At 65.2% G+C, this 14,917-nt stretch carries 12 protein-coding genes and 1 pseudogene; 3 read left to right on the plus strand and 10 right to left on the minus strand.

Annotated features, from left to right (window positions below; genetic code table 11):
* Positions 1-257: 257 nt before the first annotated feature.
* The 5 genes and pseudogenes from JYG32_RS37230 to JYG32_RS37250 form a co-directional block, all read right to left on the minus strand.
* Positions 258-473, minus strand: a complete 216-nt coding sequence (locus JYG32_RS37230) for a hypothetical protein (protein ID WP_249744916.1) — start codon at positions 471-473, stop codon at positions 258-260.
* A 446-nt stretch (positions 474-919) separates the two neighbouring features.
* Positions 920-1,885 (minus strand): dTDP-4-dehydrorhamnose reductase family protein, encoded by a 966-nt coding sequence (locus JYG32_RS37235; protein ID WP_213267716.1) that lies wholly within the window; start codon positions 1,883-1,885, stop codon positions 920-922.
* Positions 1,886-2,143: 258 nt separating this feature from the next.
* Positions 2,144-2,557, minus strand: a complete 414-nt coding sequence (locus JYG32_RS37240; RefSeq protein ID WP_047904525.1) for a DoxX family protein — start codon at positions 2,555-2,557, stop codon at positions 2,144-2,146.
* Between the two features lie 548 nt (positions 2,558-3,105).
* Positions 3,106-3,210 (minus strand): annotated as a pseudogene (locus JYG32_RS37245) (IS5/IS1182 family transposase); the annotation flags it as partial.
* Positions 3,211-3,218: 8 nt separating this feature from the next.
* The gene (locus JYG32_RS37250) at positions 3,219-4,127 is read right to left on the minus strand and encodes a LysR family transcriptional regulator (RefSeq protein ID WP_213267717.1); all 909 of its coding nucleotides are present in this window, start codon (positions 4,125-4,127) and stop codon (positions 3,219-3,221) included.
* Positions 4,128-4,220: 93 nt separating this feature from the next.
* Between JYG32_RS37250 and JYG32_RS37255 the strand changes: the two genes are divergently transcribed.
* The gene (locus tag JYG32_RS37255) at positions 4,221-5,276 is read left to right on the plus strand and encodes an alpha/beta hydrolase (protein ID WP_213267718.1); all 1,056 of its coding nucleotides are present in this window, start codon (positions 4,221-4,223) and stop codon (positions 5,274-5,276) included.
* Between the two features lie 828 nt (positions 5,277-6,104).
* A complete protein-coding gene (fliD, locus tag JYG32_RS37260; protein WP_213267719.1) occupies positions 6,105-7,616 on the plus strand; it encodes a flagellar filament capping protein FliD in 1,512 nt (503 codons plus the stop codon).
* 198 nt (positions 7,617-7,814) lie between these two features.
* On the opposite strand, the gene JYG32_RS37265 is transcribed toward fliD, so the two are convergent.
* The 4 genes from JYG32_RS37265 to rbsK form a co-directional block, all read right to left on the minus strand.
* A complete protein-coding gene (locus JYG32_RS37265; protein ID WP_174378014.1) occupies positions 7,815-8,462 on the minus strand; it encodes a hypothetical protein in 648 nt (215 codons plus the stop codon).
* 610 nt (positions 8,463-9,072) lie between these two features.
* Complete coding sequence (locus tag JYG32_RS37270) at positions 9,073-10,020, minus strand: dihydrodipicolinate synthase family protein (protein WP_213267720.1); 948 nt, start codon at positions 10,018-10,020, stop codon at positions 9,073-9,075.
* A gap of 44 nt (positions 10,021-10,064) precedes the next feature.
* Positions 10,065-11,384 carry an MFS transporter gene (locus JYG32_RS37275; protein ID WP_213267721.1) on the minus strand — a complete coding sequence of 440 codons (1,320 nt, stop codon included), beginning with the start codon at positions 11,382-11,384 and terminating at the stop codon, positions 10,065-10,067.
* A 60-nt stretch (positions 11,385-11,444) separates the two neighbouring features.
* Positions 11,445-12,371 (minus strand): ribokinase, encoded by a 927-nt coding sequence (rbsK, locus tag JYG32_RS37280; protein WP_213267722.1) that lies wholly within the window; start codon positions 12,369-12,371, stop codon positions 11,445-11,447.
* Positions 12,372-12,612: 241 nt separating this feature from the next.
* On the opposite strand from rbsK, the gene JYG32_RS37285 reads away from it, so the two are divergent.
* The gene (locus tag JYG32_RS37285) at positions 12,613-13,698 is read left to right on the plus strand and encodes a LacI family DNA-binding transcriptional regulator (protein WP_213267723.1); all 1,086 of its coding nucleotides are present in this window, start codon (positions 12,613-12,615) and stop codon (positions 13,696-13,698) included.
* Between the two features lie 34 nt (positions 13,699-13,732).
* Here JYG32_RS37285 and JYG32_RS37290 read toward each other — a convergent pair whose 3' ends face one another.
* On the minus strand, positions 13,733-14,803 hold the full coding sequence (locus tag JYG32_RS37290; RefSeq protein ID WP_213267724.1) for a lysozyme inhibitor LprI family protein: 1,071 nt from the start codon (positions 14,801-14,803) through the stop codon (positions 13,733-13,735).
* Positions 14,804-14,917 lie beyond the last annotated feature (114 nt).

Here is a 14,917-nt window from a genome sequence, read left to right on the forward strand (position 1 = left end):
GCGGGACGATGAGTCAACGTGACTGGTGCTGCGAGAGCCGCCGTTACGCAACGCGCAACGTCCGCTCTTGCGACGCATCGGGGTGTCGAGCTCATCCACGGGGTAGCCCCGTAGTCCTGGAACATCGGTTGCCTGTTCCGGGCGTGTGCTTGACCCACCGGCCCGCGTTGCGACTTTACTGGCCGGGAATGCGGGATGTCAAACCCGGCGGCAGACCGGCGCCGGTGCGCGCCGCGAAAACAGTTCGCGGTTCGCGATCAGCGGTCGAGCAGACGCCCCAGCCGCATCATCGTGACGTGCACGCCGAGATGGCGCATCGACGGCTGCACGATCACGCAATTGTCGGACGGCGTGGCGATCACGTCGTCGCCGTCGCGCGTGATCTCGGTGCCGGCCTGTTCGATCACTTCGAGCCCCGTGACGGGCGGCGAGAACCGGAACGCCATCGAGCGCGCGACCACCGGCTCCGTCATCTCGATGAACTTCCGCCGGACCGGCGCGGCTTGCGTGACGAACGCCGCGACATCGTCGCGCGCTGACGGGCACCCGGACCTCGCGCGCGACCGACAAGCCAGTCGAAGCGGTCGCGATCGATCGGCAGCCGCGTGTGCGGGCTCGAATGGACGATCAGCATGTCGGCGTGAAGAAACCTGCGCGCGCAACCGTCGTCGTACCGGTCGGGAAAGAACGTCGCCGAGAGCGTGCGGCCGGTCGTGATCCCGAGGTTGTTCTCCAGCACCGGCGACGCTTCCCGCAGTTGCGTGCGCGCGAGTTCGACGGAGTCTTCGAGTCATTTCGGTTGCATGGCCCGGCTCCTGGGTGGGCGATCGGGAACTGCTCGGGACCTGCGATCCGCATGTCCGTCGAATCGGCCGGCCGGCGTCGGGCATGCGGTGCAGGCCGCGGATGACGAGCGATCCTACAGCCCCCGTGGCGCATCGCGCAGCACGGTGCGCAACGCGGTATCGAACGGCGTCGCGTAATCGATCCCGAGTTCGCGCACGCGCGATGCGTCCAGATGGCAGTCGTGCGGACGCGGCGTCGTGTCGGTCGGCTGGTCGATCGGCGTGAGCGATGCTTCGATGCCGAGCGCGGCCGCGATTCGCCGCGCGATGTCGTACTTCGTCATCGGCTCCTCGCCCGACCAATGACGGATGCCGGTGATGGACGCGCCGGCGAGATGACGCAGCGTCAGGTCGCGGATGACTTGCGCGACGTCCGGTGTGTAGGTCGGGTAGCGGATCGCCCATGCGTCCATGCCGACCGCGTCGGCACCCGGGCGCGCGGACGCGACGATCGCCGGGACGAGGCTCGTGACGGCCGATTCGCTCCAGTCGGCGATCGGGCCGTACAGCAACGGCAGGCGCAGCACGCATGACAGCGGCGACGCGGCGAGGAGTGCCGCTTCGCCGTCCAGCTTCGTGCGGCCGTAGATGTTCAGCGGATTCGGGGCAGCGTCTTCACGGTAAGGAGCGGACTTGCCGTCGAATACGTAGTCGGTGGAGATGCCAAGTGTCCACGCGCCGTATCGCGCGGCAAGCGCGCCGATGCGGGCCGGTGCGTCGACGTTGATCGCGCGTGCTGCGGCCGGATCGCGTTCGCAGACGTCGGGGCGACGTTCGGCTGCGCAGATGATGACGGCGGCGGGCTTGCGGGTTGCGAAGAGGCGTTCGAGGGGCGGCTGGTCGAGCGCGTCGAGTTGCGCGATGTTTTCCGATGGCAATGCAAGCATTTTTACGCCTGCGCTTTGCGGGTTCCGAATGGTCGCGAGCAACTTAAGCGACGATTCGCGGGCCAGGGACGCGGCAACCGCACGGCCGAGCAGGCCGGAGGCGCCGATGAGGAGGACGGTCGGGAGTTCGGTCGACGAAGTTGGGTTTGGCATGGGCGGCGATTCGGGTTACGCGGGGAAGCGCGAGGTCGCGTTCGGCGTTCTGGCTGCGGTCATGCCGAGGATAGCGGAAAAGGTACACGAGAGCCTATCCGGGACTTTGTGTGTGACGCATGAACTGATGGCCAAGGAGCCACTTTATGCCATGCAATCCCCGGAACCACCGGCGCTTCACCTGTCACCCCAAAAAACAAGGCCCGGCGCACATCCGCGCACCGGGCCCGTCACACCGAACAGAAACTTCGCAGTACTTTACTTCCGGTCGAACGAATAGCGCCCCGGCCCGGTCAGCGCGAGCAACAGCAATCCGCCGATGATGCTCACGTTCTTGTAGAAGTTGATCATCGCCATGTACTGGTCCATTCCCTGCAGCGCCCAGTAGCGATGGCCGATCAGCGCGGTCGCGAGCGTATAGGCGGCGAATACCAGCGCGAGCGGACGCGTGTAGAAGCCGATCGCGATCAGCGCGCCGCCGGCCAGCTCGACCGCCACCGCGATCGCAGCCGCCAGCTCGGGCGCCGGGTTCCCCGTCGACGCCATGTACGCGACCGTGCCCGAGAAGCCGCTCAGCTTCTGCCAGCCGAACAGCACGAACAGGATCATCATCAGTACGCGAGCCGCCAGCAGCAGCTCGTCCTTCTTCGACTCCAGCGAAATGTAACGCATAGCAATCACCCTTGAATTGACGGTTTGATGCATCCGCTGCCGATGCACGCCGAATCGGCGAGCCAGGCTGGCAACGGATCACTCCTCGCACGATCGGACAGCGGGCCGGCCGGCCCGCCGCCGAAGAATCCGCGTCCGGTCGCGCCGTTCCCGGCGCGCTTCGGATCGGTTCTGGCGAAGTACGGGATGAAGTCTACTGTCTCCACGTGAGTCATAAAACATTCAAAAAGCGATTTTCCGTCTCCAATTAGTGGACAATGAGGCGCGACAAGGCCGTTACACGGCGGCGAACGGGGCGGCGCCGACGATTCACGGCCCCGCGCACATCAATCCGTTCCCGTGTTTCCGGATCGGGAAAACTGCCCGGCCTCTTCCGGGCCACGTTATCCAATCGATATTGTTTGCGCCAATTGACACGTATCGGTCACCCCCACGCGTCTCGACAGTTATTCAGCGACACGTTCGATGCGCGACTCACACGTCATCGCTTCGATCCGGGAATTCGCCACTTTGCAATAATCCGCGAACGATCTTCTTTAGAGACGGTTTCATAAAGACTGGTCGGCCCGCCGAACGGTATTCCAGCAGATCAGGCAGCAACCGAGTTTGAGGAACGCGCCGTGAATGTCGGCACGGCGCTCGAAACGAATGCGCGCATTGCCTATGACCCTAGATCGGACACTGTTTTATGCGGCGAATACCCTTCGGAGAACATTTGCCAAACGCGGCGGACCACCGATGGTTGAGGCCTGTGCCTGGCAATCATGGCGAGAGACCAGGTCGGTAGAGGGGTATCGATAACCTCTGCGTAGCGAACGCCCTCGAAGGCAATGCGTCGGATCGATCGCGGCAGCAGTGCCGCACCCATGCCAGCTGAAACCAGCGACAGCATGGTCATCGCCCGCCTTGCTTCCTGAACGATCTGTACCTCGATGCCTGCATGCGTGAAGCTGTCCATGATACGAGCATGCAGCACCGGCCCCTGGGCAGCCGGGAATAGAATCAATCCGAATGCGGCGATCTGCGCCAGGCTAACCTCGGTGGTTTCTCCGCTATCCGGCAGCACGGCGATAGTCTCCTCGGCCGGGAACTCCATGACATCGAGACGTTCGCCCGTTCCAAACGGGGGATGGGCAAAACCGATGTCGATCGCCCCGTTCGAGAGGGCGTCCAGTTGATCGTTGGTCGAGAGCTCGAGGAGTTTGGGCCGTACGTCAGGAAGTACCCGCCTAAGCCGCGCCAGGCGCTGAGGCAGGTGCTGGTAAAGCGCCGCTGAATCGAAGCCAATTTTGACGATGCCAGCCACTCCATGCTCCGCGGATCTCGCGATGGCGAACGCGGCGTCGGCATGCACAACAGCGGCGCGTGCCTCGTCGATAAAGGCAGCACCCGCCCGCGTCAGCGTAAGGCGTCGATTCGCGCGATCAAACAGCCGGACGCCGAGTTCCTTTTCCAGGCGTGCGATCGACTGGCTGAGCGGAGGCTGCGCCATGCCAAGGAGCAGGGCCGCGCGGCCCATATGCAATTCATCGGCAACGGCGAGAAAGTGTCGAAGGTGGCGAAGTTCCATATCATGAAGATATCAGAACTCTTCAGATAGATTATCGATCCATGAGAGACGTGATGCTACCTTTTAGCCACTCCTTACGCTAACGGTAGCATCATGAGAATTCGCAATTTCGCTCTCGCGGCCGGCCTGAGTTTCGCTGTCGTAACATCCCAACCGGCGACGGCGAAAATCGTGCGTCGCGATTTTACGGTTGCGAGCGCAGATGGATTGAGGATTTTCGTGCGCGACCTTCGCGATACCGAGGCATCGTCCGATCGAGGTCCCATGCTGTTAGTCAATGGTGGGCGCCCAGGCGTGCTGGCAAGCTGGGATGTGAATGCGCCCGGCTCCTCCGCAGCCGAAGAGCTGGCCAAGGCAGGACATCACGTCTATATGATGGATGTTCGGGGTTTCGGTCGCTCCGAATTTCCCAGGGAGATGGAAGGCGGACGCTTCGATGTGCCGGTTGCCGTGCGTTCAAATGAAGCGGTACGCGACATTGCCGCCGTGGTCGCGGAAATCAAACGGGAGAACCCGGGTGACAGGCGCCTGGCCGCTATGGGCTGGGCCACGGGATCGCAATGGCTCGGCCACTATGCCTCTCTCTATCCCGACCAGATCAGTTACCTCATCTATTACAACGGGGCCTACGGTGGCCCCGCCGGTGGATGGGGCCTGCAAAAGGAGTTCGGTGATTCTCAGAAACCGTCCGAATTGGACTACAGGCGACTAGGTGCCTATCAGCTCTCAACTGCCGAGGATCTGGCCGCTCGCTGGCGACAGGAGGGTATCAATGCCGCCTTCCTCGACCGCTATATGGCGCTCTGCATGGAGGGGGACAAGACATCGAATACTCGCAAACCCGCCAGTTTCAGGTACCCGTCGGGACCGTTCGAGGACACGCTGAAGATGGTCAATGGCCGGCAGATCTTCGATGCCTCGTTTATTACATCACACGTGTTGATTTTGCGCTCGGGAAACGATTTCTGGTCCCGCCCGGTCGATGGGCAAACCATGCTGGCACATCTGACCCACGCTGCTTCCGCCGAACTCGTCGTGATTCCAGGCGTCTCCCATTACGTACATCTTCAACCAACGCCAGACCGGCAAAAGTTCCTGGATGCTGTACTCGCGTTCACGACCCCGATGGCCAAGGAGCGCCGACCATGAATGAAAGGTTTGTGCGGCCCGTGTGTTCCGTTTGTATGTGAGATCCCGGAGGCCAGTGCAGGATTTCACCCTCCCTCCCAGAAATGACCCCATGTTGGCTATTCAGCGTTGTCGATACGATCAACGACATTCCAGCCTCTGATCTGGGCGAGCTCGAAGCCCGCCCGGCATACGGGTATAACGCGAAGGCGTTGACTAGCACGCTGGGTGCGAAGCCTAAGAGACGGTTTCATAAAGACTGGAATACCCTTCGGCGGGCCGACCAGTCTTTATGAAACCGTCTCTTAGAGCAAATACACATGGCCCGGAAATGCGTATCGGCAAATGAAAACGTTTCAAGTGCATGCAGCCTGATGTTGTGTGGCCGGGTATCGTCCGCCTGACAAGGCTCACAGCTCGGCACCGACCACGAAGAACGCCTGCCCCACGCAGCCATTTCGCCTGATGTTCGGCAACATCAGCGAACAATTCCTCATCAGACATCCATGCTTTCTGCAATTTTTCAATGCCGACGAAAGCCCTCGAATAAGGACAATTAAAAATCATGCGATTGCACCGAAAAATCGCAAACCTCCGTCATGTATCCACCCGCCCATAAACGCCTACAGTTTTCTCAAGAAACATTACAAAAAATTACCAATTAATACCGATTTAAATATACGATAGCGCACCGATTCGTTCTTACGTTTCCCCGACGCCTCCCGTGAACCCCGGAATGCGTCGCGCGGGAAGCGGCATGCATGCGAATCGCGACGCGGCCGCCCCGATCACCGCAGGCGGACCCGACAGCCGTTCGTCACAGGATCGCCATTCAACCGGAGTTCACCCATGCCAACGAACACGCCCGTGAACAGCGGCGCGAACGCGAACAGCCTGATGCAACAGGCCGCGCAATCGATCATCAACGGCTCGACCGGCAATCCGTCGATGGACGTCGGCACGCTCGTCAAGACGCTGGTGAATGCGAAGACGGCCGGCCGGGCCGCGGCGCTTGCCGCGTCGCAAGCGACCGGCAGCACGCGGATTTCCGCATTCGGCGCGCTGTCGTCGGCGCTGGGCGCGCTCGAGGCGGGCCTCGCATCGCTGACGAACGGCGGGCTGCAATCGACGTTCAACGCCGTCGCGAGCGGCAAGGGCCTGACCGCGACGGCGGGTGCTGGCGCGGTTGCCGGCACCTACACGGTCGGCGTCACGCAGATCGCGACCGCGCAGGCGCTGTCTTCGTCGGGCTTCAACGGCAGCAAGGCGCTCGGCACCGGCACGCTGACGCTGTCGCTCGGCAGCCAGTCGTTCAAGGTCGAGGTCGGCAGCACGAACAACACGCTGTCGGGCATCGCGGCCGCGATCAACGCCGCGTCGAACAATCCGGGGATCAGCGCGACGGTCATCAACGGCACCGACGGCGCACACCTCGTGCTCGCGTCGTCGAAGACGGGCGCGGCGAACGCGATCAGCGTCGCGGTCAATAACGTGGCCAACGACGGCGGCCTGTCGAATCTCGGCGTCACGTCGACGGCAGACACGTCCGGCGGCGCGTCGAAGATCGAATCGGCGAACGGCGCGGCCGCGTGGAAGCAGAGCGCCGTCGCACAGGACGCGAAGTTCACGATCAACGGGATCGCGTCGACCAGCGCGAGCAACGCGGTGTCGGGTGTGCTGACCGGCATCACGCTGAACCTGTCGGCTGCCGCGGTCAGCGCGACCGATACGCAGACGCTGACGGTCAGCACCGACACGAAGTCGCAAGCGGCGACGATCACGAATTTCGTGAACCTGTACAACACGGTCGTCAAGACGATGGGGGCGCTGACGAGCTACACGGAAGGAGCGAACTCGCAGGGCGCGCTGATCGGCGATTCGACGCTGAACACGATCCGCAACTCGCTCGCGTCGATCGTCGCGCGCGGCGTCGACAGCGGCGCCACCACCGGGAAGGGCAACGAGCACCTGAACCTGATGTCGATCGGCATCAAGCTCGAGAAGGACGGCACGCTGAACGTCGACAGCGCAAAGCTCGGCGACACGCTGTCCGCCAACCCGACGGCGGTCGCGCGCCTGTTCAACCCGACGAACGGGATCGGCACGCGCCTGACCGAGCAGATCACGCACTTTACGAAGAAGAACGGAATGATCGACGTGCGCACGACTTCACTGAACGCCGATCTGAAGCGCATCACGCAGCAGCAGTCCGATCTGTCCGGCTACGCTGCGCAATTGACCAAGCAGTACCAGGCGCAGTTCACGGCGCTCAACACGCTGATGGCCAAGATGAACTCGAACACGCAGTACCTGACGCGGCTGTTCGGCGGCGCAAACAGCAGCGGCACGCTGCACAAGTGAACGAGCGGGCCCCGCGGTGACCGCTGCGGCGGTTCCCGCGCAAATGGTTCGAGCGGTTCGAACCACCGAACCACGGTGCGTTACGTACCGCGTGGACGCGTTCACGCGCGGCGGCGTGCAAGCGCTTGCGGTTACTTCACCAGGCCACACCATCGCGGCACACAGCCCGCACGCGGCTTGCCCGATACGCGCGCGCCGTCAGCCAAGGCCCTCGACGCGGTCCGCGAACAAATCGATCGCGCGCGACACCTGACGCCCGAAATAGCCCGGCCGTTCGCGCTCGTATGCGCGCAGCAGCGTCGTGCATTCGCGCTCGGCCCAGCGCCAGACGGGGCCCTGCTTCGCGAACACCGGATGATCGTGCAACTCGGCCGGCACCGCATGCTCATCCTCCCAGCCCCAGAAATACGCGTGGTATGCGCGTGCAAACGGGATCCCCAGCTCGCTCGCGACGGTCTCGTCGTGGCGCAGCGTGAAGTCGACGATCTCCTTGCGCATGCGACCGTCGACGTCGTCGTGGCGCGCTTCGATCCAGCAGTGATACCGCGTGAGGTGCGACAGATGCCGCGCGGTGCGGCGCCGCTCGCGCGTCGTGCACAGCGCGTACAGGTTGCCGCCGCCGAAATCCATCACTTCGCCGCCCGCGAACGGCCGATAAGGCTTGCCGGTCAGCAGCGTCAGCACCTTCGCGCCGACGATCGCGTAGTCGGCGCACCGCATGTAACCGCTGCGCGTCGTCGCTTCCGATACGCTCCGGTGGACGGCCTCGTCGATCACGGCGTGCAGCATGGCATCTACCGGCGCCGCCAGGATCGGTGGCTGGCTAGTCGTCGTCACTTGTTGCATGGGAGGCGAATCCGGATTCAACGGGTCATCGGTAAAAAACGCTCCGCGGCATAGTATTACGAATCGTTACAAGAAACGAAGGGGAGGATTGAGCAGATTTGTGAGCTTTTGTCGTGCAGTGCAGGCGCGTGGCGCACAGGCCGGCGGACGCCGCGGAAGCGGGAAGAGCAACGCGTCGGTCGGGCGCGCGTCGGCACCGCGCTCGCGGATCGCGGATCGCGGGCGGTTCGATTGTGTGATGCAGCGGATGAAGGTCCGACGGCGTGTCGGCGGTGTGCCGCCGTTCGTGACAACGGGCATCGTGCCCGTCGCGGCAGGCTGCCGTGGTGGCGTGGTGGCGGCCGCCGACGCAATCGGGAATCCCGATGGGTTCGTCGCGTTGCGCACCCGGCACGAACGCGGCATCAGGTTCATACCATCCGGGACGTTGCTGGAACGCGGTGAACACTGCATGGCGCGCCGCATTCGCCCTGCATCGCGAGACGCCGACCCTTCTTGCGGCAAACATGTGCCGCTGCCGGACACCCTTGATGAACGAGCGCAAAGCGGCCGACTCCGCGGCACGCCATCCCGTCCCGCGCCGCGCGCTCCACACGGCGCGCCGCGTCCGCTATTGCGCAGCGATCCGCCGGCGGAAATGCTCGGTTCCGGCCACGATCTTGTCGAGCACCGCATCGAGCGCCCAGAATCGTTCGCGTACGTCGTAGTCGATCGCGCGGCAACGGATCGACCCGAAGGTCCCGATCCGCTGGTGATAGAGCTTCGCGAGCGCCGGGTAGCCCAGCGCTTCCGACACCGCCGACACGACCAGGAACGTCGAGAGCTCGTCGGCCAGCGCCGGGTTCGTGTCTCCTTGCGTGCGCAACCACCGGTAGAGATCCGGGTGGAAGTTGGTGAACACGCCGTTGAAGCCCGCGGAACCCGCCTTCATTGCGTCCCACGCAATCGCGGCGTTCGCATTCAGGATCTTCAGCGGCGATCCCGCTGCGAGCGCGACCCGCCGCTTCACCGTCTCGAGGTCGCAGCTCACGTCCTTGAGCATCACGAACCGGCCCGTGTCGATGCACGCGCGCAGTTCGTCATCCGACAGGAGCCGCCGGTAAGGCGCCGGACATTCATACAGGCCGAGCGGCAGATCCGACGGCAATCGTGCGAGCAGCTTGTGAAGATGGTCGAGCAGCGCGGCGCTGCCCTTGCGCTGCGGATCGAGGCGGTTGGTCACGAGCACGACGCCCTGCGCACCCGATTCGGCCGCCGCGCACAGCTCGGCGACCTGCGCGTCGAGATCGTCGCTGATATGCCCCGATGCGACGACGGGCACGCGCCCGGCCACCCGCTCGACCACGAAGCGCGCCAGTTCCGCGCGTTCGGCAAGACTCAGGAACTGCATCTCGCTCGATTGCGCGACCGCGAACAACGCGTCCGCGCCGTGCGCCAGATACCATTCGATGAGCCGCCCGAGCCCGGCGTAGTCGATCGCGCCGGCGTCGTCGAACGGCGTCAGCATCACCGGTACGATCCCCTCGATGGTCACGTTCGATTGCGGCTGGTGTTGCATCTGTTTCTCCTTCCTTCAGTGAATGCGTGGTGCAGGCTGCGTGCTCAGGCCGGCAACGGTCCGGACGCGGCGTTCGCGGCCTGCTCGGGAATCGCCTTGCGCACCAGCAGCAGGTAGGCCATCGCGCCGGCGAGCGCGATCGCCGCGGCGGTCAGCAGCGCCGGTACGAACGACCATTTCTGCGCAATGACGCCCGTCAGGATCGGCGCGAGCGCACCGCCGACGAAGCCGCCGAAATTCTGGATCGCGCCGAGCGACGCGACACGGTTCGGCGGCGCGGCCGCCGTCGCGAGCGCCCACGAACAGGCCGACGCCGCGTTGGCGAGAAAGATCACGACCGAAATGCACGCGAGCGCGACCACGTTGCTCTGCACGAGCGCGGCCGGGATCGTGAATGCGACCATCCCGAGCATCGCGACCACCACCGCATTGCGCCGGCTCACGACCGGCGAACGGCTGCGGCGCGTGATCAGGTCCGACAGCCAGCCGGCGACCAGCGAGCCGACGAACCCGCACAGGAACGGCACCGACGCGGCGAATCCGGTGCGGATCAGGCTCATGTGCCGCTCCATCGTCAGGTACCCGGGCAGCCAGGTCAGGTAGACCCAGTTCAGGTACACGGAACCGAAATAGCCGATCAGCATCCCCCAGGTCGTGCCGTGCGAGAACAGGCTGCGCCATTCGCCGAAGGTCAGCTTCGGCGCCGCGACGACGCTTTGCGCATCGGCATCGAGATAGCTGCGCTCGTCCGCGGTCAGTTGCGCACGCACCGGATCGCGGTACAGCGCAAACCAGACGACGGCGACGACGAGACCGAGTGCGCCCGTCACAATGAACGCCCAGCGCCAGTCGAACGACACGACGAGGATCGACAGCAGCAACGGCGCGAGCGCGGTACCGAGCGGCGACGCCGCGTTGAAAATGCCGGTCGGCGTGCCGCGCGCGCGCAGCGGAAACCAGTTGCTCACCACCCGCGCGGCCGACGGGAACTGCGGCGCCTCGCCGATGCCGAGCACGATGCGCGCGACGATGAACCAGCCGAAGGTGGACACGATGCCGCCCGCCGCCTGCGCGAACGACCAGACGATCAGCCCGATGCCGAGCAGCCGGCGCGGACCGATGCGGTCGGCGAGCCCGCCGACCGGGAACTGGCACAGCGCATAACTCCACGAGAACGCCGACAGCAGCAGCCCCATCTGCGAGAGCGACAAGCCGAGATCGCCCCGGATCGCCGAGCTCGCGACGGCCAGCGTGCCGCGATCGAGATAGTTGACGATCCCGCTCGCCATCAACAGCGCGAGCGCGATGCGTTGCCCGCGCCGGATACGCGGCGGCGCGTGCGGAACAGATTGGTTTTCGCTCATTACGTTTGTCTCCATGTCACCGGTATCGGCCGGGTCCGGCCTTTCCGTCTCATGCGGAATTCAGGTATCCATACGTGTCACTTCTTCGCGCGTCGGGATCGAGGTCTGCGCGCCGTAGCGCGTGACGCTGATCGCGGCCGCGCGCTGGCCGAAGCCGATCGCGTCGTCCATCGACGCGCCGCTCGCCCGTGCCGCCGCGAACCCGCCGACGAACGTGTCGCCGGCCGCAGTCGTATCGACGGCGGCCACCGCCATCGCACGATGGCGACCGTTCCCTGCGCTGCCGCGCCAGCAGACGCCGCGCGCACCGAGCGTGACCAGCACGTTGCCGACGCCCTTCGCGCGCAGCGCATCGGCGGCGCGCACGGCCGCCGCATCGTCGTCGACGGCGATGCCGGTCAGCGACTCCGCTTCGGTTTCGTTGACGACGAGATAGTCGATCCGCGCCAGCAATGCGTCGAACAGCGGCTGCGCAGGCGCGGGATTGAGCAGCACCGGCGTGTGGTGCGCGCTCGCGCAGGCAATCGCGCGCGCCACGGTCGCGATCGGCACTTCGAGCTGGCACACGAGCAGCGCCGCCCCGGCGATCGTTTCGCGCGCCGCGTCGATCCGGTCGGCATCGAGGCATGCATTCGCACCGGGCACGACGACGATGCTGTTCGCGCCGCCGTCGTCGACCGTGATCGCGGCAACGCCGGTCGCCGTGCCGCCGATGCGGTGCAGGTGCGTCACGTCGATCCGTTCCGCCGCCAGCGCGCCGTGCAGGCGTGCACCGAACGCATCGTCGCCGACGCAGCCGATCATTGCGACCGACGCACCCAGGCGCGCGGCCGCGACCGCCTGGTTCGCCCCCTTGCCGCCGTGAACGGTCTGGAATTCCGTGCCGAGCAGCGTCTCGCCCGGCACCGGCAGGCGCGGCGCGCGCGTGACGAGGTCGATGTTCACGCTGCCGACGACAGCGATACGCGATGAATGGGCACTGTTCATTTCGCAATGTAACCGCTTACATTTGAGGCGGACAAAACGGCCGGGAAGGCCGTCATCGATGAAAATTTCGCCACGCGGATGGAATATGTGTCTGACATAATACGGAACAGCATCAAGATAGCGCTTACATTCTCACAGGATCGAATCGGGATGCAAGCGGGACCACCATGAATCGAGGGTAAACAATGACGCTTTTGACGGCGCATGGCGTCGGCAACACCGCCACGCCGGGAGACGGCCGATGAGCACGCCCCCGTCCCGCGGCGGCGCATCGCGTGCGCGCCGCGGCAGCGGCCGCTCGGTGCTCGGCGATGTCGCGAAGCTGGCCGGCGTGTCGACCGCGACCGTCTCGCGCGTGTACAACGACCCCGGCAAGGTGTCCGCCGACGTGCAGCAGCGCGTGCGCGACGCGGCGCGCGCACTGAACTGGATTCCGAATGCGGCCGGCCGCGCGCTCGCGTCCACGCGCACCCACATCACCGGCGCGATCATTCCGACGCTCGACGACCAGGTGTTCGCGTCGCAGGTCGCGGGCATGCAGACGGTCATGGCGGAGCACGGCATCACGCTGTTCCTCGGTTGCTCGAACTACGATCCCGCTCAGGCGCTGGCGCAGGTACGCGCGATGCTGTCGCGCGGCGTGGAAGCCGTGTCGCTGGTCGGCGAAGCGTATCCGCCGGAACTGTTCGAACTCCTTGCGATGCACGGCGTACCGTACGTCGTCACGTACGCCTATCGCGACGACAGCCCGCACTGCTGCATCGGCTTCGACAACCGCGCGGCGTTCGCGCAGCTCACCACGCACCTGCTCGACCTCGGCCACCGCGATTTCGCGATCATCATGCAGCCGTCGGCCGACAACGACCGCGTGCAGGCCCGCCTGCGCGGCATTCACGACACGCTGGCCGCGCACGGGCTCGCGGTGCGCCCCGTGCATCAGCACGAAGGCGCGGCCACGATCGCGTTCGGGCGGGCGAGCCTGCGCGCGATCGCCGACAGCGACGCGGCGACGCGGCCGACTGCCGTGATCTGCGGCAACGACGCGCTCGCGCTCGGCGCGTTGCTCGAGGCGCAGGCGCTCGGCATCGACGTGCCCGCGCAATTGTCGATCACCGGGTTCGACGACATCGCGCTCGCGCGCGAAATCCAACCGCCGCTGACGACGATGTGGGTCGACACCGATGCGATCGGGCGCCAGGCCGCGCACGCGTTGCTCGACGCGCTCGAGAACGGCGCAACGGGGCCCGGTCGTGCCGTCCTGCCCGAGTTGCGCATGCGGGAATCGGCCGCGCCGCCGAAGCAGGCGGGTGCATCGCGCAAGAAATGAAGATGCGTCGGGCGGCGCCGGTCGCCCCACGCGCTCACTGCATCACGTCGATTGGCAGCGTCTTGTCCAGATTGTCGTGCCATGCCTGGATGGTCTTCGGCACGGTTTTCTTCCACGCCTGCGCGTTCGCGTAATAGCGCATCCGGACCTTGTTCTGCGCGTCGAACACGAGCAACCCGATCCACAGATCGGTGCCGCGGCTCATCACGATCGCCGCGTTCGTCGTCGCGATGCCGCGCACCCAGTACGACTTCACGCGCGCGTCGAGCCCGTCGAGATCCTTTTCTTCGGCGCTGTAATTGACCATGTCGACGAGCGTCGAGTAGTCGGCGCCGAGCAGCTTGTGCGCGGTCGCGTTCTGCGTCGCGTCGGTCACGACCTTGAGGCTCAGCAGGTCGGCCTGCGGTTTGGCCTGGAACTGCGATGCGGTCACGTAGTCGCCCGCGTAGACGACGCCCGCGCCGGCGCCGCAATCGAAATCCCCACCCTGTTGCGTGACACGGATGCGCCCGCCCTTCCGGTTGAAATCGAGCCGGCATTTGTCCTTGCGGTAGGTGCCGCTGTCACCGTGCAGCACGATGTCGCCGTCGAGCCCGCCGGTATTCGCGCCGTTGTTGGCGCTCAATTCGAAATGCAGCCGAGGCATCGCACCGGTGAACGTCAGCACGCCCCCGAACGACGGGTTGTCGCTCGCAAGGTACCACGTCTGCTGCCAGCGGTCGGCGGCAAGCGGCGTGCCGTTCAGGCTCGCGAGCCGTTCGCGATAGCGGTCGCCGAGGCACGGCGCTTCGGTGCCGCACTGGTCGCGCTGCCTGAGCCACTTCAACTGCGCGGCCTTCAACGCGGCCGCATCGCCGCCTTTCGCGAGCGCCTTCTTCCACGCCGCCGACAGGTCGCCGTCGAGCTTCGACAGCGCGGCGTCCGCGCAGATCGTCTTCTCGGTCGGCGAAGCGGCCTTCGCGCAGTCGAAGCCGGCCGCATGCGCGGCGATCGGCAACAGCGTCAGCAGCGCGGCCGCCGCGATGGATCGCAGGTGCGGGTGCCGCGCATCCCATGCGGGAATCGCGGCTTGCCCGCGCGCGTTCGATCGGTTCTGGATGATCATCGGCTTGGATCGTCGCTGGGTCGCGCGCCTGTAGAAGCTACCTGCACGCGACGTTCGAGGTAAAAACGCCCGGCCCGGCATGCGACGCATGCCGTCGCCCGCCGAAGCGTAACC

The organism is Burkholderia pyrrocinia, assembly GCF_018417535.1.
In the GTDB taxonomy this organism is placed as follows: Bacteria; Pseudomonadota; Gammaproteobacteria; order Burkholderiales; family Burkholderiaceae; genus Burkholderia; species Burkholderia pyrrocinia_E.

Excerpts from the sequence above, each read along its gene's own strand:
- JYG32_RS37230 (WP_249744916.1), bottom strand. The coding sequence starts at position 473 with ATGACGGAGCCGGTGGTCGCGCGCTCGATGGCGTTCCGGTTCTCGCCG.
- JYG32_RS37235 (WP_213267716.1), bottom strand. The coding sequence starts at position 1,885 with ATGCCAAACCCAACTTCGTCGACCGAACTCCCGACCGTCCTCCTCATC.
- JYG32_RS37240 (WP_047904525.1), bottom strand. The coding sequence starts at position 2,557 with ATGCGTTACATTTCGCTGGAGTCGAAGAAGGACGAGCTGCTGCTGGCG.
- JYG32_RS37250 (WP_213267717.1), bottom strand. The coding sequence starts at position 4,127 with ATGGAACTTCGCCACCTTCGACACTTTCTCGCCGTTGCCGATGAATTG.
- JYG32_RS37255 (WP_213267718.1), top strand. The coding sequence starts at position 4,221 with ATGAGAATTCGCAATTTCGCTCTCGCGGCCGGCCTGAGTTTCGCTGTC.
- fliD (WP_213267719.1), top strand. The coding sequence starts at position 6,105 with ATGCCAACGAACACGCCCGTGAACAGCGGCGCGAACGCGAACAGCCTG.
- JYG32_RS37265 (WP_174378014.1), bottom strand. The coding sequence starts at position 8,462 with ATGCAACAAGTGACGACGACTAGCCAGCCACCGATCCTGGCGGCGCCG.
- JYG32_RS37270 (WP_213267720.1), bottom strand. The coding sequence starts at position 10,020 with ATGCAACACCAGCCGCAATCGAACGTGACCATCGAGGGGATCGTACCG.
- JYG32_RS37275 (WP_213267721.1), bottom strand. The coding sequence starts at position 11,384 with ATGAGCGAAAACCAATCTGTTCCGCACGCGCCGCCGCGTATCCGGCGC.
- rbsK (WP_213267722.1), bottom strand. The coding sequence starts at position 12,371 with ATGAACAGTGCCCATTCATCGCGTATCGCTGTCGTCGGCAGCGTGAAC.
- JYG32_RS37285 (WP_213267723.1), top strand. The coding sequence starts at position 12,613 with ATGAGCACGCCCCCGTCCCGCGGCGGCGCATCGCGTGCGCGCCGCGGC.
- JYG32_RS37290 (WP_213267724.1), bottom strand. The coding sequence starts at position 14,803 with ATGATCATCCAGAACCGATCGAACGCGCGCGGGCAAGCCGCGATTCCC.